The organism is Diaphorobacter sp. C33 (genome assembly GCF_030503915.1).
GTDB lineage: Bacteria > Pseudomonadota > Gammaproteobacteria > Burkholderiales > Burkholderiaceae_C > Diaphorobacter > Diaphorobacter nitroreducens.
Window position 1 is genome coordinate 2755117 of the sequence record NZ_CP129980.1, and the last position, 18720, is coordinate 2773836.

18 protein-coding genes are annotated in these 18720 nt (G+C 66.4%); 6 read left to right on the forward strand and 12 right to left on the reverse strand.

The window, feature by feature from the left end:
* Window positions 1-5 precede the first annotated feature (5 nt).
* The 3 genes from QY917_RS13000 to QY917_RS13010 all read left to right on the forward strand — a co-directional run bounded on the left by QY917_RS13000 (window position 6) and on the right by QY917_RS13010 (window position 3692).
* A complete protein-coding gene (locus QY917_RS13000; RefSeq protein ID WP_123675533.1) occupies window positions 6-371 on the forward strand; it encodes a Zn-ribbon domain-containing OB-fold protein in 366 nt (121 codons plus the stop codon).
* Between the two features lie 37 nt (window positions 372-408).
* Window positions 409-1401, forward strand: coding sequence for a tripartite tricarboxylate transporter substrate binding protein (locus QY917_RS13005; protein ID WP_123675532.1), 993 nt, complete (start codon window positions 409-411; stop codon window positions 1399-1401).
* 203 nt (window positions 1402-1604) lie between these two features.
* Window positions 1605-3692: an acetate--CoA ligase family protein gene (locus tag QY917_RS13010; RefSeq protein WP_123675531.1), complete on the forward strand. Its 2088-nt coding sequence runs from the start codon at window positions 1605-1607 to the stop codon at window positions 3690-3692.
* 188 nt (window positions 3693-3880) lie between these two features.
* Here QY917_RS13010 and QY917_RS13015 read toward each other — a convergent pair whose 3' ends face one another.
* The 9 genes from QY917_RS13015 to QY917_RS13055 form a co-directional block, all read right to left on the reverse strand.
* Window positions 3881-4579 carry a glutathione S-transferase N-terminal domain-containing protein gene (locus QY917_RS13015; protein WP_123675530.1) on the reverse strand — a complete coding sequence of 233 codons (699 nt, stop codon included), beginning with the start codon at window positions 4577-4579 and terminating at the stop codon, window positions 3881-3883.
* Window positions 4580-4593: 14 nt separating this feature from the next.
* Window positions 4594-5355: a 3-oxoacyl-ACP reductase gene (locus QY917_RS13020; protein ID WP_123675529.1), complete on the reverse strand. Its 762-nt coding sequence runs from the start codon at window positions 5353-5355 to the stop codon at window positions 4594-4596.
* Between the two features lie 25 nt (window positions 5356-5380).
* Window positions 5381-5782 carry a VOC family protein gene (locus tag QY917_RS13025; protein ID WP_123675528.1) on the reverse strand — a complete coding sequence of 134 codons (402 nt, stop codon included), beginning with the start codon at window positions 5780-5782 and terminating at the stop codon, window positions 5381-5383.
* A gap of 246 nt (window positions 5783-6028) precedes the next feature.
* Entirely contained in the window at window positions 6029-6559 is a 531-nt protein-coding gene (locus QY917_RS13030) for a hypothetical protein (RefSeq protein WP_148060998.1), read from the reverse strand.
* A 110-nt stretch (window positions 6560-6669) separates the two neighbouring features.
* Window positions 6670-7107 (reverse strand): hypothetical protein, encoded by a 438-nt coding sequence (locus tag QY917_RS13035; protein ID WP_123675527.1) that lies wholly within the window; start codon window positions 7105-7107, stop codon window positions 6670-6672.
* 188 nt (window positions 7108-7295) lie between these two features.
* The gene (locus QY917_RS13040) at window positions 7296-7892 is read right to left on the reverse strand and encodes an SHOCT domain-containing protein (RefSeq protein WP_123675526.1); all 597 of its coding nucleotides are present in this window, start codon (window positions 7890-7892) and stop codon (window positions 7296-7298) included.
* A 144-nt stretch (window positions 7893-8036) separates the two neighbouring features.
* Window positions 8037-8954, reverse strand: a complete 918-nt coding sequence (locus QY917_RS13045) for a hypothetical protein (RefSeq protein WP_148060997.1) — start codon at window positions 8952-8954, stop codon at window positions 8037-8039.
* Window positions 8955-9581: 627 nt separating this feature from the next.
* Complete coding sequence (locus QY917_RS13050) at window positions 9582-9932, reverse strand: DUF4124 domain-containing protein (protein WP_123675525.1); 351 nt, start codon at window positions 9930-9932, stop codon at window positions 9582-9584.
* Window positions 9933-9936: 4 nt separating this feature from the next.
* Window positions 9937-12882 carry a DNA topoisomerase III gene (locus QY917_RS13055; protein ID WP_123675524.1) on the reverse strand — a complete coding sequence of 982 codons (2946 nt, stop codon included), beginning with the start codon at window positions 12880-12882 and terminating at the stop codon, window positions 9937-9939.
* 110 nt (window positions 12883-12992) lie between these two features.
* On the opposite strand from QY917_RS13055, the gene QY917_RS13060 reads away from it, so the two are divergent.
* Genes QY917_RS13060 through QY917_RS13070 form a run of 3 tightly spaced genes read left to right on the forward strand, consistent with a single transcriptional unit; the run spans window position 12993 to window position 15278 of the window.
* On the forward strand, window positions 12993-13634 hold the full coding sequence (locus QY917_RS13060; protein ID WP_123675523.1) for an SET domain-containing protein: 642 nt from the start codon (window positions 12993-12995) through the stop codon (window positions 13632-13634).
* The gene (locus tag QY917_RS13065) at window positions 13631-14488 is read left to right on the forward strand and encodes a biotin--[acetyl-CoA-carboxylase] ligase (protein ID WP_123675522.1); all 858 of its coding nucleotides are present in this window, start codon (window positions 13631-13633) and stop codon (window positions 14486-14488) included. The genes QY917_RS13060 and QY917_RS13065 overlap by 4 nt, the downstream gene beginning before the upstream one ends.
* A gap of 58 nt (window positions 14489-14546) precedes the next feature.
* Window positions 14547-15278 carry an SPOR domain-containing protein gene (locus QY917_RS13070; protein ID WP_123675521.1) on the forward strand — a complete coding sequence of 244 codons (732 nt, stop codon included), beginning with the start codon at window positions 14547-14549 and terminating at the stop codon, window positions 15276-15278.
* Between the two features lie 121 nt (window positions 15279-15399).
* On the opposite strand, the gene QY917_RS13075 is transcribed toward QY917_RS13070, so the two are convergent.
* From QY917_RS13075 to QY917_RS13085, 3 genes are all read right to left on the reverse strand, one after another.
* The gene (locus QY917_RS13075) at window positions 15400-16368 is read right to left on the reverse strand and encodes a tripartite tricarboxylate transporter substrate binding protein BugE (RefSeq protein WP_123675520.1); all 969 of its coding nucleotides are present in this window, start codon (window positions 16366-16368) and stop codon (window positions 15400-15402) included.
* A gap of 330 nt (window positions 16369-16698) precedes the next feature.
* The gene (locus tag QY917_RS13080; protein ID WP_088888102.1) at window positions 16699-17637 is read right to left on the reverse strand and encodes an N-formylglutamate amidohydrolase; all 939 of its coding nucleotides are present in this window, start codon (window positions 17635-17637) and stop codon (window positions 16699-16701) included.
* 18 nt (window positions 17638-17655) lie between these two features.
* Window positions 17656-18621 (reverse strand): tripartite tricarboxylate transporter substrate binding protein, encoded by a 966-nt coding sequence (locus QY917_RS13085; protein ID WP_011807079.1) that lies wholly within the window; start codon window positions 18619-18621, stop codon window positions 17656-17658.
* Window positions 18622-18720: the final 99 nt, after the last annotated feature.

Genomic DNA, 18720 nt, shown 5'->3' on the forward strand with positions numbered 1-18720 from the left:
CCGCCATGACCTCGCTGGCAACCCCTTTCAACGACGGCCTGCGCGCGGGCGTGGTGCGCTTTCAAAGCTGCGCCGCCTGCGGCCATGCCCAGACCCTGGCGCGCTACGCGTGCCAACGCTGCGGCCACGACGGGCTGGACTGGCGCGACGCCGCCGGCACCGCCACCGTGCGCGCCACCACGGTGGTGGCGCGCACGCCCTCGGAGGACTTCCGCGCGCTGGCGCCCTACACGCTGGCGATCGTGCAGCTCGACGAGGGCCCGCGCCTCATGGGCCACGCGGCCGCGGGCGTGCAGATCGGCGAGCGCGTGCGCGCCGAATTCTTCGAGCACCAGGGCCGGCCGCTGCTGCGCTTCGTGCCAGCCGCCTGACCGCTTTTTTCACCACAACGATCAAGGAGACAAAGACATGCCTAAGACCACCCCCATCGCCCCGCGCCGCCATGCCGTCGGCCTCGTCTGCGCCGCGCTGTGCGCCGCCGCCACGCCCTTTGCCTGGGCCAGCGACTACCCGAACAAGCCCGTGAAGCTGGTCGTGCCCTACCCGCCCGGCGGCCCCACCGACATCGTGGCGCGCGTGGTGGCGCAGAAGCTCCAGGAGCAGATGGGCCAGCCCTTCGTGATCGACAACCGCCCCGGCGCTGGCGCCAACATCGGCGCCGAGGCCGTGGCCCGCAGCCCCGCGGACGGCTACACGCTGGTGGTGGCCACCACGGCGCATGCCATCAACCCCTCGCTGTTCAGCAAGCTCAACTACTCCATTACCAAGGACTTCGCGCCCGTCTCGCAGCTCACCAGCGGGCCTCTGGTCATCGTGACCCATCCCGCCACGCCCGCCAACAACGTGAAGGAGCTGATCGCGCTGGCCAAGTCCAAGCAGGGCGGGCTCAATTACGCGTCGTCCGGCAACGGGCAGTCCACGCACCTGTCGGCCGAGCTGTTCAGCGCGTCGGCCGGCGTGAAGATGGCGCATGTGCCATACAAGGGCAGCGCGCCCGCACTCACCGACGTGATGGGCGGCCAGGCGGACCTGATGTTCGACACCATGCTCTCGTCCATGCCGCACGTGAAGGCCGGCAAGTTGAAAGCGCTGGCCGTGACCAGCAGCCAGCGCTCGCCCAGCGCGCCGGACATCCCCACGGTGGCCGAGTCCGGCCTGCCCGGCTACGAGGCCATCGCCTGGAACGGCGTGCTGGCGCCCGCGGGCACGCCCAAGGAAGTGGTGGACCGCCTGAACGCCGAGCTGAAGAAGGCGCTGGACAACCCCGAGGTGAAACAGCGCTTCGAGGCCCAGGGCTTTGCCGCCGCCTGGAGCACGCCCACCGCCTACGCCGGCTTCCTGCAGGCCGAGGTGGACAAGTGGGGCAAGGTGGTCAAGGCCTCCGGCGCAAAGATTGACTGAGGCCCGCTGAATGGCCGCGCCGCGCGCTACACGCTCGCCCCGCTGGGCGCTGCGGTGGCGGCGCGGCCGGCTTCAGGCCCCGGGCGGGTTGCCGCCGAGCTGGCGTGTGCTGGCTGCCTGCGCCGCGCCCCTGTCCCTGCCATTCCATTCCACGGCCCTGCCAGCGGCGGGGCGACTGAACGCCCAACGTCTCGCAACCCATCATGTCTGACCTTCTCACCTCCGCACTCAACCCCCGCTCGGTCGCCATCGTTGGCGCCTCCGAGAACATCCACAAGATCGGTGGCCGGCCCATCCACTACATGCAGCGCCACGGCTACCGGGGCACCATCTATCCCATCAACCCGGCGCGCGAGGAAGTGCAGGGCCACAAGAGCTACGCCGGCCTGGCCGCGCTGCCCGAGGTGCCCGACCTGGCGCTGATCGCCGTGGGCGGCGACAAGACCGTCGCCGCGGTGGAGGAATGCGCCGCGCGCGGCGTGAAGTCCGCCGTGGTGATCGCCTCGGGCTTTGGCGAGACGGGCCCCGCCGGGCGCGAGCTGCAGGACCACATGGTGGCCACCGCGCGCGCCGCCGGCATGCGCCTGTACGGCCCCAACACGCAGGGCCTGGCCAACTTCGGCACGGGCGCCATCGCGGGCTTTTCCACCATGTTCATCGAGGTGCCGCCCATGGACGGCCCGGTGGGCATCGTGAGCCAGAGCGGCGGCATGAGCGCCATGGCCTACGGCCTGCTGCGCGGGCGCGGCCTGGGCGTGCGCCATGTGCATGCCACGGGCAACGAGGCCGACGTGACCGCGTCCGAGATGGCCTGGGCCGTGGCGCACGACCCCGATGTGCAACTGCTGCTGCTGTACCTGGAGAACATCGCCCACCCCGAGATGCTGGCCGCCACCGCCGCCTATGCGCGCGAGCGCGACCTGCCCATCGTCGCGGTGAAGGCCGGGCGGTCGGCCAGCGGGCAAAAGGCCGCGTCGTCCCACACGGGCGCGCTGGCCAACGAGGACCGCACGGTGGACGCGTTCTTCAAGCACCACGGTATCTGGCGCGTGCGCGACCCGCATGAGCAGGCACGCGCCGCGCACGCCTACCTGAAGGGCTGGCGCCCCGAGGGCCGCCGCCTGGTGGTGATCAGCAATTCCGGCGCCAGCTGCGTGATGGGCGCCGACGCCGCCGAAGACATGGGCCTGTCCCTGGCGGAGCTGAGCCCCGCCACGCAGGCCGACGTGGCCTCCAAGCTGCCGGGCTTTGCCACCGCCAGCAACCCCATCGACGTCACCGCCGCGCTGCTGTCCAACAGCGGCCTGTTCGGCGACGTGCTGCCCGCCGTGGCGCAGGACCCGGCGGCGGACCTGTTCTTCCTGAACATTCCCGTGGCCGGCGCGGGCTACGACGTGGACCGGTTCGCCCGCGACGCCGCGGCCTTCGAGGCCGCGACGGGCAAGCCCGTGGCCGTGGCCGCGTGGCAAGAGAGCGTGGCGGCGCCCTTTCGCGCGCACGGCATCGCCACCTTCCCCAACGAGGGCGAGGCCATCGCCGTGCTGGCCCAGGTGGCCGGCCACACGGAACGGATGCGCCAGCCGCGCGCCACGTGGCCCGCATTGCCCCACGTGCAGGTGCCTGCCGGCGCACAGGGCTTTCTGAACGAGGTGGACAGCCTGGGCCTGCTGGCGCGCCACGGCGTGCCCACGGTGCCCATGCACCTGTGCCGCACCGCCGACGAGGCGCGCGCAGCGTTTGACGCCATCGGCGCGCCCGCGGTCGTGAAGGCCTGCTCGGCCGAGGTGCCGCACAAGTCCGAGCACGGGCTGGTGGCCCTCAACGTGCAGACGCGCGAGCAGGCGGCCGAGCTGTTCGAGCGCTTCTGGGCCAAGATGGACGCGATGGGCGTGCAGCGCGACGGGGTGATCGTGGCGGCCACGCGCAAGGGCCAGCACGAGTTCATGGTGGGCGCGCGCAAGGACCCGATCTTTGGCCCCGTGGTGGTGGTGGGCGACGGCGGCAAGTACGTGGAGGCGCTCAAGGACTGCGCCGTCCTGCTGCCCCCGTTCTCCGAGGCTGACGTGCAGGCCGCGCTGCGCACGCTGCGCATCGCCCCGCTGCTGGATGGCGTGCGCGGCGAGCCGCCGCTGGACGTGGCCGCCCTGTCGCGCATCGCCGTGGCCGTGGGCCAGGTGATCGCGGGTGCCGGCGGCGCCATTGCATCGCTGGACCTGAACCCGGTGATGGTGGGCGCCGCAGGCCAGGGCGCCGTGGTGGTGGATGCGCTGGTGGAAGTATCAAAAGCATAGCTGCTTGCGCTTGCTACATAAGCGCTAGAGCCGTTTTTGACCATGAACCGGCGCGCTGGCCGGGGCGCGGCGCACGCCCACCCTGGTGCGTGCGCTTGTGCCGCGCCGGGCCGGATGCGTGAGGGCTCGCCGCGCCACGCGTGCGCCCTGGGTGGGGTGAGCCTCGGGCGGGTCAGCCCCGCGCCGGGTTAGCCCCGTGCCGGAATCTCCAACCCCCGCTGCACGGCGGGGCGTGCCACGAAGGCCGCCAGCACGCGCTGCACCTGCGGGAAGGCGTCAAAGCCCACCAGATCGCCCGCGCCGTAGAAGCCCACGAGGTTGCGCACCCAGGGGAACACGGCGATGTCGGCGATGGTGTAGTCGCTGCCCATGATCCAGTCGCGGCCCGTCAAGCGCTGCTCCAGCACGCCCAGCAGGCGCTTGGACTCGGCCACGTAGCGGTCGCGCGGGCGCTTGTCCTCGTAGTCCTTGCCCGCGAACTTGTGGAAGAACCCGAGCTGCCCAAACATCGGCCCCACGCCACCCATCTGCCACATCAGCCACTGCAGCGTCTCGTAGCGCGCGGCGGCATCCTGCGGCAGAAAGCGCCCGGTCTTCTCGGCCAGGTAGACCAGGATGGCGCCGGACTCAAACAGCGCCAGCGGTTGGCCGCCGGGGCCGTTGGGGTCGAGGATGGCGGGGATCTTGTTGTTGGGGTTGAGCGCGAGGAACTCGGGCGAGAGCTGGTCGTTGGTCTCGAAGCTCACCAGGTGCGGCTCGTACGGCAGCCCCGTCTCTTCCAGCAGGATCGACACCTTCACGCCATTGGGCGTGGGCAGCGAATACAGCTGCAGCCGGTCGGGGTGCGCGGCCGGCCATTTGGCCGTGATGGGGTGGGTCCATGCCATGGGCAACTCCTTTTTCAATCCTTGACGAGGCCGCAGTCCACCACCAGGTTCTGCCCCGTCACGGCGCGGCCCCACGGCGAGAGGAAGAACAGCACCGCGTCGGCAAACTCGGCCGGCGTGGTCACGCGGCGCAGCGGGGTCATGCTGGCGATCAGGTCGAACACCGCCTCGGGCGTGGCGCTGCTGGCGTCGGTGGTACGCAGCAACCCGCCCGACACCATGTTCACCGTGATCCCATCCGGCCCCAGGTCGTGCGCCGCCGTGCGCGTGAGCGACAGCAGCGCGGCCTTGGCCGCCGTGTAGTCGTGGTACGGCACCACCGGGTTCTGGAACAGGTTGGTGCCCACGTTCACGACACGCCCGAAGCCCTGCGCGCGCATGGCGGGCAGCGCTGCCTGCATGGTGTTGAGCGCGCCCTTGACCGCGCCCTCGATCTGCTGGCTGAAGCGCTCCCAGGTGATCTCGCCCAGCTTGGGGCGCGCGTCGCCGTCGAACGAGAACTGCGCCAGCGCGTTGTTCACCACGGCGCTGATGGGGGCGCCCGTGCGCTCGCGCGCAGTGGCAAACAGGCGCTGCACGGCGGCAGCGTCAGTCACGTCGGCCTGCAGCGCGATGGCGCGCGGACCCAGCTCGTCGGCCAGCGCCTGCGCGGCGGCATCGCTGCGGTGGTAGTTGATGACCACGCCCGCGCCCTCGCGCGCCACGGCGCGTGTGATGGCCTGGCCCAGGCCCCGGGCGCCGCCCGTGACCAGCACCCATTGTTCAGACAAAAGCATGCATAAATCCTAGTGAAACGCGCCGTCAGGCGGCCTTGGCTTCCTTGGGCGGGCGGTGCAGCACGCACAGCTTGTTGCCGGCCGGGTCGCGCAGGTAGGCCAGGTACAGCCGCCCGCCCGGCGCATGCTCGCGCCAGCCCGGCGGGTCTTCACACGTCACGCCGCCGCTGGCCACGCCTGCCGCGTGCGCCGCATCCACCTGCTCGGGCGACTCGGCCGCAAAGCCCGTCGTGGCGCCGTTACCAAAGCAGGCCGGCTCGCCATTGATGGGCGCGGAGATGGCAAAGGTGTTGCCCGCGTGGCGCCAGAAGGTGCGGCCCTTGGGGTCGGTAAAGCCAGGCTTGCAACCCAGGGCGCCCAGAAAGGCGTCGTAGAACTGCTTGGATTGGTCGGGGTTGCTGGCTCCCAGCATGACGTGGCTGAACATGGGGTGTGGGTCTCCTTGGTGAAATGCTTTGGTGGGCACCTGGAGGACAGGCGCGCGGCACATGCGCCGCGGGCACAGATAGTAGCGGGCGAAGCGCTGGGCCGCAGGAAAGCTACAAGGAGGTATCAACGACCCCTACTTGCAGCCGATGATCGTGGGACGAGTCGTATGCCTAACCCTAACGTTGAAGCTGAGCCGCGAGCGGCGGCCTGCCGACGCGAGTCGGCCCGAGCGACTGGTAAGGTTTCACCCTTGGCTCGGCGTACATGACATAGCGGAAGGCACTCTTTTTGAAATTGCCCCCGCGCTCATCTTTGTAGGAGCCTGCTCGGTGATTCCTGCGCTGGGCACAGCAAATGAGTAAAGCTCTTCTTGAAGCTTCCACTTGCCGTCCTGCAGGGCATACAGCAGCCGCCAATGTTGCATTGTGACAATTGCAACGCCATCCCAAGCTCGCGCAGCTTCTTCGGTAGGGGCTGCAAGCGCCTTCTCTGCGAAGGTCAGGTCTATGTATGCCGTGTAGGGAGAGACAAGCGAGTCTGTCTTTTTGACGTCAAAGCTCATAGGGCCTGGCGTAATCTCAATCCGGACAAAACCACCGGTCTTTCCAGGCACCACGTTATCGCTTGCGTTGAATGCGCCTTGGCACTCTTCTGCGATGACCTTGAAGCTACTGAGCGGATCAAGCTTCACTTCTATCGGCTTGGCAGGTTCCTTTCCGCATCCAACCAAGGCCCCACTTAGGACCAATGAAGTGGCCAACATCCTGGTATTCATGTACGGCCCTTTCATGGTCGCAAAGAAGTGATTCTGAAACCTAACGTTTGAATTCAGCGGCCGCCGTAGGCGGTCCGCTGGAATGACGGGTTGGGCATCGCTGCTCGCAACTAAGCACTGCGTTTCTGGCCCAAGAGGAACACTGTTTCGCAGAGATGCCGCGCGAAATAAACGGTATCCGAGCTGAGCACTTTAGATGCCGTGGGTTCGTACCAATATCGTCCCGAGACGAAGGCACCGTCATGCTTTGTCAGTTCAGCGACGAAATCCACTGCGGTATCAACTTCGCTTGAGCAAACCAGCAACTCATCTTGCAGTGTGGCGGGCAGCTTGTGGAACATAGCGGTCCCGCTATGGCCGCGCTCGGTTGTGGCATGACCCGTTGCATGGCGGGTAGCGAGGAATGACTTAATGAATATCTCGATGGCCAAGCCGGCCACAACGGCGGCAGGTTGGACGCGGTTGTAGTCCAGCAGGATTTCGGCAGATTCGACGTAGTCCCGGCCTTGCAACCAAACTCGGACATTGGGAATTTGCTGAATCGTCATGGTTATGCCCAACGGCCAAAGTAAGCGGCTGGCCGAAGGCCAGTCCGTTTGACTGAAGGGTTAGCAAAATAATCGGGCCAAGGCCACAAATCGCCCGAAAGTCGCTCAGAAAAATTCATTGTAAATCAACCACTTAGAGTGAGCGGCTTGAGAGGTATCGCTTTTTCAATGTTGCTGGGTGCTAAAACTCAGTTGCGTTCCATCAGCTTTCGCCTTGCTTCTGCAAACTCCTGCTCACTAATATGGCCATCTTCCTTAAGCTTTGCCCATTTGAGGAGTTCGTCCGCAACCGAAAACGACCGCAACCTCTCGCCTTTGATGATGTCAATATCTCCTGTGTTGCCTGATGTCGATTTTCTACCAACTGCTGAGACCTTTTGTGTCAGCCAATCTTCATTTGCACGCATGGGCTTTAGGAATAGCACTTGCATGGCGGCAATGTAGAAGAGGGGTATCAAGCTGCTTGCGGCGCATGCGGCCGCGTCGCGAAGGAGGTATTTGCGCTCCCAAGAATCACGGTCTGCTCCGAGGTACTCAAGAAAAAAGTAACCAGCAACGCCCATCAGCCCGAGAAACACCAGAATGCAAAAAATCCGGTAATTGCGTGCAGCAATTTCGATATGGCCAAAGTTTTCTGACTTTCGGAACATAAGAGCGCCAAATAGCAAGAACAGAACAGGAACGATTCCGACCAAAAAAAAGCTCGGCGGAAGTACGAGCAACGCGAAGACAAAGAGCTTCCCGGCGTCGTTGCTGCTGAAAGGCTTGTTGTTGTGTTGTGTCATAAGGAGATTTTATGTTTCGACTTTTTCAACATTATCGCGAGCTGATGTATAGCTGCGGTACAAAAGATGCGCCACTGATTATCAGCTGCGTGACCTAACGTTGAAATTCAGCGGACGCCGAAGGCGGTCCGCTGGAATGATGGGTTAGCCATTCTTCAAATCTTCCTTCTTGACTTTATTGAGGGCTGCGACAAATTGATCTTTCTTGCCAAGTAGGCTTGACCAGGTTCCCACGCGCATACCAATTACGGGGGCGAGAAGAGCACCTCTTACACCACCGGATAAGCCATTTATGCGACCAAAATTTTCGCCGCAGCAACGGACAAAATCCGAGCATTCCGCAACGTTGACCTGTGAGAAGAAAATTCCCACTGGGTTAGGATGATCTGCTGGCACAGAGGGAAGCCTAAACCACATATGCTTAGTTATTTGCTCAAATGACGCGGCGCAGTCTTCCATCGAATCGATCGCGCCCGGCACTGTGGCGAGTATTGAAAAGTGCTTCCCGGACAATCGGTGAATCTCGATAGACATAGCAGATAGCCGCTCTCTTGCCGCCATGAAGGCAGGCAAGCGATCGATAGCCCATTGAACTGCGAAATTGATGTCCGATTGATCTTTGCTACTCTGTATTTTTTTGATGGTGTTTACGAGGGTGTTTGCGTATATCTCGGCATTTGATGTGAGATGCGACGCCTCTGCAAAAAATCCTTCAATCTCTGTGGCGACGTGGATTTTTATGTTTGCGAGAGCTTCGTTCTTCCAGTTTTCGGTTGCGGTCTGAAAAGCGAACATAAACCCAATAATGGTGAGAGATGCTGCGAGAAGCCCAGTCTTTGTTTCTGCCGACAGATCATCAAACCAAACAGCCATCTCTGCAAAAGAGAGAGGTTGTGAGTTCGAAAAATATAACCGATAGATGTAGATGGCAACCGATAACAGCAGAACTCCGTATATATTGCCCAGTAAAAATCGGATCAGAAGCGCGACTGGATAGCCTCTGTAGAACAGCCACGCTGATAGCTTTGGGGGAAGTCGCCTTATAAGCGTGAGGCTCGGCATTTCGGTGGGCTAACCAGGATTAGGTAATCGTACAAACGCAGTCGAAGGCGTGCCGAACACATGCGCGGGCATACAGCACCGCATATTTCTGAGCGTTGTAGAAATTTAGACCGCCTAAAACTTAGCCGATGCACACGCATTGCATTCCTCCCTTTTATTCAGTGACGCTGAAACGTTGAATTAAGCGCGAGGCACTACCACGAATTCGGTGAAGGTCTGCTTGGGGCCTATCGGCATGCCCTACCAGCCGGCAGTCGTCTTCTCAAACTTTCGCTAGCCGCTCGGCCAGCCTGCGTTCACCCGACTGCATGCGCCCCGCGCATGAGCCAAGTGCGGGTATCAACGTCGCCATTCCTCCCCCGCCCATCCCATTTGTTTCGGATTGAAACCTTATAGGCGGCGAAGCTGATTCCAAACTGACGAAAACCCGAGCCCGCGGCATCCGGCTGGATGGGGACGCGGTGCGCGGCTTAAGACGAAAACAGCCCCTAGCGCTTATGCAGTAAGCGCTAATAGCTATCGAAACAGGAGCAACATGAATTCAGGGCGTCAATGCCCTGCAGTCACGGCGCTGCACCAAGCGCATCAGGGGAGCACCACGGCCCCCGGCGCCGCCGCAATGCCCGCTCAGCGCGCCGGCAGGGACGTGACCGCCCCGTCCACCGTCTGCTCCCGGCTGCCCCGCGGGCACGGCTGGTCGGTGTAGATCACGCGGCCGTCGGGTTGCTGGCATTTGCGCGGCTGCGCCAGGGGCGCCGACGCGGCACCGGCCGCGCCCTGTACGGCGGGCGCGGGCCGGCCGGCCTTGTCGCGCGGCAGGGTGTCGGGGCCGGGGCGGGTGATCTTGCGCCACATCTGCGCGGCCCAGGGGGCGGCGTGGGGCGTCCACTGGTCGGCCGTCCACCACGCGGCGGCGGCGCCGGCAATGACGGCGGCGGCCAGGCCGCCCCAGAAGATGCGCTCGCCGCGGCTCAGCATGGCGTCAGGCCAGGTGCTGGCCCAGGATGCCGGCCAGCTCGAACATGCCGATGCGGTCCTTGCCGAAGACGGCGCGCAGTTTGTCGTCGGCGACGATGGTGCGCTTGTCCTGCGGGTCCTGCAGGTTGTGGGCCTTGATGTAGTCCCACATCTTCTTGACGGCCTCGGGGCGCGCCACGGGTTCAGTGCCAATCACGGCGGCCAGTTGGGCGCTGGGCGCCTTGCCGGCGGCGGTGCTGGCCTTGCGCGGGGTCTTGGCGGCCGTGGTTTTGGCGGCGGCCTTCTTGGCGGCGGCCTTGGTGGCGGGTTTAGAGGCTTTTACGGCTCCAGCGCCCGTCCCGCTTGCGCTGGCAGCTCCTGTTTTTGCAGCAGCCGTCTTGCGCGGCGGGTATTTGGATTCGCGCTGCTCGAACTCGAAGTTGACCTTGCCCGCCTCTTTGTCCCAGGCCAGGAAGGCCTTGAACGCGCGGCGCGTGCGCATGCTGACGAACTTGTCCAGCAGGTCGGTCTTGCCGGTGGCCAGCAGCTTTTGCATCTGCGCGCGCTCCACGGGCTGCTGCAGGATGACCTTGCCGCTCTTGAAGGTGCACGACGGCGTGGGCTGCTGGGCGGTGGGCACCGATTTGCTGCACACGTAGTTGCTGCCGTGTTCATACACGGGGGCGCCGCAGCTGGGGCAGGCACCTAAGCTTTCCTGGCCGGCAAAGTCCACGATCTCGCCCGATTCCTCGGCGTTTTTGTCGTCGCCAAAGTCGAATTCGAGCTTGTAGTTGCCCGCCTCTTCGTCGCGGGCGATGGTGACTTCGGCCACGAAGGGCCAGCCGGCCTTGGAGCGGAAGCCCTCCAGCGGGCCGATGCGGCGGTCGCGCAATAGCTGCTCGGCCTCGGCGGTTTCAAACGTGCGGCCCGCGGGCGACTTGGTGAACGAGAAGCCGCAGCCCTCGCCCGCGCCGTTCGCGCCCGTGCAGGCGTAGCGGCGGTAGTTCTCCTTCACCACGCCGCCGCAGTTGGGGCACGGCGTGGACAGGGTGGCGTAGTCGCCGGGGATGGTGTCGCGGTCGTATTCCTTGGCCTTCTTGACCAGCTTCTCGGTCATGGCCTGGATCTGCTGCATGAAGGCTTCGCGGCTCAGCTGGCCCTTTTCCATTTGCGCGAGTTTGAATTCCCATTCGCCCGTCAGGTCGGCGCGGCACAGCTCCTGCACATCCAGGCCGCGCAGCAGCGTCATGAGCTGGAAGGCCTTGGCCGTGGGGATCAGCTCGCGGCCCTCGCGCAGCATGTATTTTTCGGTCAGTAGGCCTTCGATGATGGCCGCGCGCGTGGCCGGCGTGCCCAGGCCCTTCTCCTGCATGGCTTCGCGCAGTTCGTCGTCGTCGATCTGCTTGCCGGCGCTTTCCATGGCACCCAGCAGCGTGGCTTCGGAGTAGCGCGCGGGCGGCTTGGTTTTCAGGCCCTTGGCCTCGGCGAACTCGGTGTGGGTCATCTCGCCGGGCTTGACGGGCACCAGCGGCTGGCCCTTGTCGCCGGCCTTGCCGTCTTCGACCTCGTTGGCGGCCTCCTTGCCGTAGATGGCCAGCCAGCCGGGCTTGACCAGCACCTTGCCCTCGGTCTTGAACGAATGGCCCACCACCTGGCTGATGCGGGTGGTGACTTGGTATTCGGCACTGGGGAAGAACACCGCCATGAAGCGGCGCACCACCAGGTCGTAGAGCTTTTGCTCAGCCTCGGACAGGCCGCTGGGGGCCTGCGTGGTGGGGATGATGGCAAAGTGGTCGCTCACCTTGCTGTTGTCGAAGATGCGCTTGGACGGGCGCACGTAGCCGTCGTCCAGCGCCTGCTGCGCGAACGGCGCCAGGTGGCGCATGCCGCTGCCAGCCAGCATGCCGAAGGTCTGCCTGGCCACGGGCAGGTAGTCCTCGGGCAGCGCGCGCGAGTCGGTACGCGGGTAGGTCAGCGCCTTGTGGCGCTCGTACAGGCTTTGCGCCAGCGCCAGCGTGGTCTTGGCGGAGAAGCCGAACTTGCCATTGGCCTCGCGCTGCAGGCTGGTCAGGTCGAACAGCAGCGGCGATGCCTGGGTGGTGGGCTTGCTTTCCTCGGTGACGGTGGCGGCCTTGCCGCGCACGGCGTCGGCGATGTCCTTGGCCTGGTGGTGCGACCAGACGCGGTCGGCGCGGGCCTCGGGGTCGTCGCTCTTCTTCCACTTGGGGTCGAACCACTTGCCCAGGTATTCGCCGGCTTCGGCATGAAAGCCCGCGTGGATTTCCCAGTAGTCGCGGCTGACGAACTTGCGGATTTTTTCCTCGCGCTCCACCACCAGCGACAGCGTGGGCGTCTGCACGCGGCCCACGGTGGTCAAAAAGAACCCGCCGTCGCGCGAGTTGAAGGCCGTCATGGCGCGCGTGCCGTTGATGCCCACCAGCCAGTCGGCCTCGGAGCGGCTGCGCGCGGCGCTGGCCAGGCCCTGCATCTGCTGGTCGCTGCGCAGGTTCTCGAAGCCGTCGCGGATGGCTTGGGGCGTCATGCTCTGCAGCCACAGGCGGCGGACGGGTTTGGCCAACGTCCCCTTGGCGCCACCGGCGTACTGCTCGATCAGGCGGAAGATCAACTCCCCCTCGCGGCCCGCGTCACAGGCGTTGACCAGTTCGGTCACGTCCTTGCGCCTGGCCTGCTTGACCACCGCGTTCAGGCGGCTCTTGGTCTTGTCCACGGGCTTCAGGTCGAAATACGGCGGGATCACCGGCAGGTGGGTAAAGCTCCACTTGCCGCGCTTGACGTCGAATTCCTCGGGCGCCTGGATCTCCACCAGGTGGCCCACGGCGCTGGTGACCACGTAGCGCTCATTCTCGAAATGGTCCTCGTGCTTCTCGAACTTGCCGGCAACCGGCGTGAGGGCGCGCACGATGTCCTGCGCCACCGAGGGCTTTTCTGCAATTACCAGTGTTTTGGTCATTTTGTGGGTCTCTTACGCCATACCGCGCCCTGCTGGCGCTTCTACAATCCGCCTCACACGCGCGCACGCGCACGCATGTGTGCACACATTCAAAGTAACAGAGTTTCCCCATGCCCCGCACCGCTTCCACCGCCGCCCCCACGCCCGCCGCCGGTCGGCGCATCCAGACCCGGCGCTCGGGCGTGCATGGCAAGGGTGTGTTCGCCGTGCAGGACATTGCCGAGGGCGAGGTCCTCGTCGAATACAGGGGCGAGGTCATCAGCTGGCAGGAAGCCCAGGACCGCCACCCGCACGACCCCGCGCAGCCCAACCACACCTTCTACTTCCACGTGGATGAAGACCGTGTGATCGACGCAAAGTTCGGCGGCAATTCCTCGCGCTGGATCAACCACAGCTGCGACCCCAACTGCTTTGCCGACGAGCAGGGCGGCCGCATCTTCATCACCGCGCTGCGCAACATCCGCGCGGGCGAGGAACTGAACTACGACTACGGCCTGATCATCGAAGAGCGCTACACGCCCAAGCTGAAGGCCGAATACCCCTGCTGGTGCGGCAGCAAGAATTGCCGCGGCACCCTGCTGGCGCCCAAGCGCGGCTGGGCGCCGCCGGGCCTGGCGCCCCAACCTCCCACCGAAAAAGCCGGGAAGGCCCCAAAGACCCGCAAGGCCAAGGAAGCCAAAGGCAGCGGCAAAGCCGGCAAGCCCGCCAAATCCGCGAAACCCCGCCAGGGCCGCAGGAGCGCCCAGCGGTGAGCCCCGCCGCCACCCCCGTGCGCTGGCCGGCCGAGGCCCTGTGGGAGGCGATTGCGCCGCTGCTGCCCGGCTTCACCGTAGAGGTCTTGCCCAGCATCGACTCCACCAACAGCGAGCTCATGCGCCGCGCGCGCGACGGCCGGCTGGAGCCCACGCTGCTGGTGACGGAGGAGCAGACCGCCGGCCGCGGCCGCCTGGGGCGCGACTGGCACAGCGCCGCCACCTACCGCGACACCGGCGTGGTGCCCGCGCTCACGTTTTCGCTGGGCCTGCCGCTGGCGCCGCACGACTGGTCGGGCCTGTCGCTGGCCGTGGGCGTGAGCGTGGCGCAGGCGCTGCAGCCCGTCCTGCCCCCCGAAGGCAGCGGGCACCCGCGCATCCTGCTCAAGTGGCCCAACGACCTGTGGCTCCAGGATGGGCGCAAACTCGGCGGCATTCTGGTGGAGACGGCCACCCTGACCGCGCCCGGCGCGGCCGTGCCGCCGCTGGTGGCGGGCCAGAGCCGCTACGTGGTGGTGGGCATCGGGCTGAACGTTTTGCCCGTGCTGGCCGACGGGCTGCGCACGCCCCCCGCGTGCCTGCGCGAGGTGGACACCACGCTCACCGCGGCCAGCGCGCTGCAGCGCATCGCGCCGCCGCTGGTGCATGCACTGCTGGGTTTTGCCGAGCATGGCTTCGCCCCGTTCCAGGCGCGCTTTGCACAGCGCGACCTGCTGGCCGGGCGCGCCGTCACGCTGAGCGACGGCACGCAGGGCACGGCCCACGGCGTGACCGAGGACGGCACCCTGCTGGTGCACACCGCGCGCGGCATGCAGCCCGTCACCAGCGCCGAGATCAGCGTGCGCCCGCAATGACCGCCACGCCGCGTTCCCCGCGCTTTTTGCGCGCCCCCGCACCCTGAAGGACTGAGCCATGCTGCGCCTTGCCGTCGTGCTTCTGCTACTGGCCAACGCCGGCTACTACGCCTGGTCGCAAGGGCTGCTGCGCGGCTGGGGCCTGGCGCCGGTGGATGAGTCCGAGCCGCAGCGCATGGAGCAGCAGATCGCCCCGCAGAACCTGCGCCTGCTGCCCCAGGGCGGCAAGGGGGCCGCGTCGTCCGCGGCACCGGCGGGCCCGGCGTCTTCCGCGCCGGCCTCCGCACCCGCCACCAGCGGGGCGGCGTCGTCCCCCGCAACCGCCGCCGCGCCCGCGGAGCCCCCGGCCTGCCTGCAGGCGGGCGTGTTCGACGCGCGCCAGGCCGACGCGCTGCGCCAGGCGGCGGCCGCCTTGCCCGAGGGCAGCTGGACCCTGGAGCCCACGCCGATCACGGGCCGCTGGATGGTGTACATGGGGCGCTTTCCCGACGAAGAGGCGGTGGCCAAGAAGCGCGCCGAGCTGCGCACGCTCAAGATCCCCTACGACCGGCCCGGCGCGGCACTGGAGCCGGGGCTGTCGCTGGGACGCTTTTCCACCGAGGAGGCCGCGCAGCGCGGCATGGCCCTGCTGGCCAACCAGGGCGTGCGCACCGCGCGCGTGGTGCAGGAGCGCGCCGACGCGCCCGGCTTCATGCTGCGCCTGCCGGCCGTGAACGACACGCTGCGCACACGCCTGGACACCACGCTGCAGCCGGCGCTGGCGGGCAAGACGCTGCGCCCCTGCGCCTGATCCCTGGCACGCCGCCGGCGCGGTTTGCCGACCGCGGTGGCCTGCGCGGCATGGCGCGCGGCAGTCTTGATGGATGGCGGCCTTCGCACCGGCAGCGCCGCTGCCGGCCCGCCGTCAGCCGTCAGCCCGCGTCCAAGCTGATCTGCGCAAAGCGGCTCACGCGCCGCATCTTGTCCACTTCCTTCTGGATCTGTGCCCCGAATTCCGCGGGCAGCGAGCCCGAGGGGAACAGCCCGTGGTCGGCCAGCGCCTTGCGCACGGCGGGCTCCTCCAGCGCCTGTGCGACGGCATTGCGGCGCGCGCGGACCACGACGGCGGGCGTGCCGGCGGGTGCCACCAGACCGAACCACGACGGATCGTTGTTGGTGAACAGGCTCAGCTCAGCATAGGTAGGCACCTTGGGCAGCACGGCCAGGCGCTGATTCCACGACACGGCCAGCGCGCGCAGCTTGCCGGCCTGGATATGAGGCAGCGACGACGCCACCTGGTCGCAGTACACCTGCACCTTGCCCTCCAGCAGGTCGGCCACGGCGGGCGCCGCGCCGCGGAAGGGCACGTGCTTCATGGACGTGCCGGTGGTGCTTTGCAGCAACTCGGCCCACATGTGGCCGATGGTGCCCGCACCGGGCGTGGCATAGGTGATCTTGCCCGGCTGGCTCTTGAGCAGCTTGATGAACTGCTCGAAGTTTTGCGCCGGCACGCTGGGGTGCACCACCAGCACGCCCGGGGCCTTGACGATCTCGGTCACCGCCGCGAAGTCCTTGATCGCGTCATAGGGCAGCTTCTTGTACACGGCGGGGTTCACGCCATGCGTGGAGAGCGTGGCTACGCCCAGCGTCATCCCGTCGGCCGCGGCCTTGGCCACCGCCTGCATGCCGGTGGCGCCGCCCGCGCCGGGCAGGTTGTCCACCTTCACGGGCATGCCGAGGATGCGCGACAGCGGCGCGGCCAGCACGCGTGCCGTGATGTCGGTGGCGCCGCCCTGCGGGAAGGGGACGACCAGCCGCAGGGTGCTGCTGGAGGCCTGGGCACTCGCCAGGCCGGGGATGGCGCCAGCGGCCGCCAATGTCAGGATGTCTCTACGCTGCATGCAATGCTCCCTCAAGGTTGGTCTTTGGTAACAAACCATTCTGGGAACCCCGCGGGCCGCTGACCAATGAGCATTGCGATACATCTCATTCCAATGCGGAATGCACTGCCGGCGCACACCGCGGGGGCGCCCGGTGGCTGTAGGGAAGAAATCCCGCATTCACCCTTGCCTGGTAAGCGCCAGCAGCTATGTTTTTTATCGCTACTGGCCTGCACAAGCGCGTGGAATGACAAAGGCCCGTCCATGGGAACGGGCCTTGCGTTGGGAACCTCGGTACAGCCGCGGGCCCCTTCGCGGCCGAGGCCGCCGCCTGAATGCCGCCGCCAGCGGTCAGCCGCGCGGGTCGGTCGCCAGCAGAGACTCCACCAGCGCGCGCAGGTCGGCGCGCAGCCGGTCGAACCCTGCCGGCAGGATGTCCAGCGTCTGCTCGTCCATGTAGAGCTTGCGGTTGATCTCCACCTGGATGCTGTGGCGGTGCTGCGCGGGGTTGCCGTAGCGGCGCACCAGTTCCACACCCTTGTAGGGATGGTTGTAGTCCACGCTGTAGCCGCGCTCGCGCAGGAACGCGCAGATCTGCTGCGACAGCGCCGGGCTGGCGGTGGCCCCGTCGCGGTCGCCCACCACGAAGTCGGCATGGTGCAGGCCCGGGTAGAGCGTGGCGTGGCTGGCGGCCACGGCGGGCATGGAGTGGCAGTTGAGGTGGATACTGTAGCCATGGCGCGCGTGGGCGGCGTCGATCTCGGCCGCCACCGCCGCGTGGTAGGGCCGCCAGCAGCGATCGATGCGTGCACGCACCTCGTCCACGCCCAGCGGGCGGTCGTAGATGGGCTCGCCCTCGTCGGTGAACTTCCAGATCAGCCCCTTGCCCAGGCGCACCTTCTGCAGCACCACGGGGTCGGTGGTGACCGGGTCGGGCCAGGGCGCGTCCAGCAGGGTGGCGTCCAGTTCGGTGGTGTCGCGGTTGGCGTCCAGGTAGATGCGCGGGAAGTGCGCCTCCACCCAGCCCACGCCCAGCCCGGGCGCGAAAGCGTAGAGCTTTTCGACGTGGGTGTCTTCCGCACGGCGCAGCACGGGCAGGTCCAGCGCAGCGCGGAAGTCGGCGGGGTAGACGGTGCCGCTGTGCGGCGAATCCAGCACCAGGGGCGTGCGCCCCGCGATGCGGGAGACCATGCGTGCGGGTGACGCAGCGGGCGGCGCCGCAGGGGCGCCGGCTGCGCCGGGCTCGGCCTGCAGGTACTGGCTGTGGATCAGTTTCAGCACTGCTTGCATAGGCACACTCCGTGGAAATCAATCCAGTTTGATCTTGGCATAGGCTGCCACCTGTTTCATCTTGTCAATTTCACGCGCGATCTGCGCGGAGAACTCGGCGGGCGTGGTGCCCGACGCATACAGCCCCTGGGCCGCCAGGCGATCGCGCACCGCCGGCTCCTTGAGGGCCTGGGCCACGGCCTGTTGCACGCGCTGCACCTGGGCCGCGGGGGTGGATTTGGGCGCCACCAGGCCGAACCACGACGCATCGTTGGCCTGCTTGTAGCCCAGCTCGGCATAGGTGGGCACGTCGGGCAGCACGGCCAGGCGTTCGTGCCAGGACACGGCCAAGGCCTTGAGCTTGCCGGCCTTCACGTGCGGCAGCGACGAGGCCACCTGGTCGAAGTACACCGGCACCTGGCCGCCCAGCACGTCGTTGGTGGCCGGACCCGCACCGCGGTAGGGGATGTGCACCATGCTGGTGCCCGTGGCGCTCTTGAACAGCTCGCCCCACATGTGGCCGATGGTGCCGTTGCCCGGCGTCGCGTATTCCACCTTGCCGGGATGGGCCTTCAGGTGCTTCACGAGGTCGGCGAAGTCCTTGACGGGCAGCACCTTGGGGTTGACCACGATGATGCCGGGCGCCTTGACGATCTCGGTCACGCCGACGAAGTCCTTGATGGGGTCGTAGGGCAGCTTGCCCAGCACGGCCGGGTTCACGCCGTGGGTGGACAACGTGGCCACGCCGAAGGTCAGCCCGTCGGTGGCGCGCGCCACCTCGGCCATGCCGATGGAGCCGCCCGCACCGGCCTTGTTCTCGATCACCACCGGCTGGCCCAGCAGGCGCTGCAGGGGTTCCTGCAGCGAGCGGCCGGCAATGTCGGTGGCGCCGCCCGGCGGGAAGGGCACGACGATGCGCAGGGGACGGCTGTTGTCCTGGGCGAAGGTCATTCCAGAAACTACAGAGGTAACCGCCAGCGCGGCAATCAGTTTGCGACGTTGCATGGACTCACTCCTTTGATGGTGCACGAAAGATAAACGAAGGGGTGTGGACGGAAAAGCAATAGCTGTGCCTGTTATCATTCCATTGTGGAATGTTTTGAT

Coding starts and splice junctions, on each gene's coding strand:
- QY917_RS13000 (WP_123675533.1), top strand. CDS start 6: ATGACCTCGCTGGCAACCCCTTTCAACGACGGCCTGCGCGCGGGCGTG.
- QY917_RS13005 (WP_123675532.1), top strand. CDS start 409: ATGCCTAAGACCACCCCCATCGCCCCGCGCCGCCATGCCGTCGGCCTC.
- QY917_RS13010 (WP_123675531.1), top strand. CDS start 1,605: ATGTCTGACCTTCTCACCTCCGCACTCAACCCCCGCTCGGTCGCCATC.
- QY917_RS13015 (WP_123675530.1), bottom strand. CDS start 4,579: ATGGCATGGACCCACCCCATCACGGCCAAATGGCCGGCCGCGCACCCC.
- QY917_RS13020 (WP_123675529.1), bottom strand. CDS start 5,355: ATGCTTTTGTCTGAACAATGGGTGCTGGTCACGGGCGGCGCCCGGGGC.
- QY917_RS13025 (WP_123675528.1), bottom strand. CDS start 5,782: ATGTTCAGCCACGTCATGCTGGGAGCCAGCAACCCCGACCAATCCAAG.
- QY917_RS13030 (WP_148060998.1), bottom strand. CDS start 6,559: ATGAATACCAGGATGTTGGCCACTTCATTGGTCCTAAGTGGGGCCTTG.
- QY917_RS13035 (WP_123675527.1), bottom strand. CDS start 7,107: ATGACGATTCAGCAAATTCCCAATGTCCGAGTTTGGTTGCAAGGCCGG.
- QY917_RS13040 (WP_123675526.1), bottom strand. CDS start 7,892: ATGACACAACACAACAACAAGCCTTTCAGCAGCAACGACGCCGGGAAG.
- QY917_RS13045 (WP_148060997.1), bottom strand. CDS start 8,954: ATGCCGAGCCTCACGCTTATAAGGCGACTTCCCCCAAAGCTATCAGCG.
- QY917_RS13050 (WP_123675525.1), bottom strand. CDS start 9,932: ATGCTGAGCCGCGGCGAGCGCATCTTCTGGGGCGGCCTGGCCGCCGCC.
- QY917_RS13055 (WP_123675524.1), bottom strand. CDS start 12,882: ATGACCAAAACACTGGTAATTGCAGAAAAGCCCTCGGTGGCGCAGGAC.
- QY917_RS13060 (WP_123675523.1), top strand. CDS start 12,993: ATGCCCCGCACCGCTTCCACCGCCGCCCCCACGCCCGCCGCCGGTCGG.
- QY917_RS13070 (WP_123675521.1), top strand. CDS start 14,547: ATGCTGCGCCTTGCCGTCGTGCTTCTGCTACTGGCCAACGCCGGCTAC.
- QY917_RS13075 (WP_123675520.1), bottom strand. CDS start 16,368: ATGCAGCGTAGAGACATCCTGACATTGGCGGCCGCTGGCGCCATCCCC.
- QY917_RS13080 (WP_088888102.1), bottom strand. CDS start 17,637: ATGCAAGCAGTGCTGAAACTGATCCACAGCCAGTACCTGCAGGCCGAG.
- QY917_RS13085 (WP_011807079.1), bottom strand. CDS start 18,621: ATGCAACGTCGCAAACTGATTGCCGCGCTGGCGGTTACCTCTGTAGTT.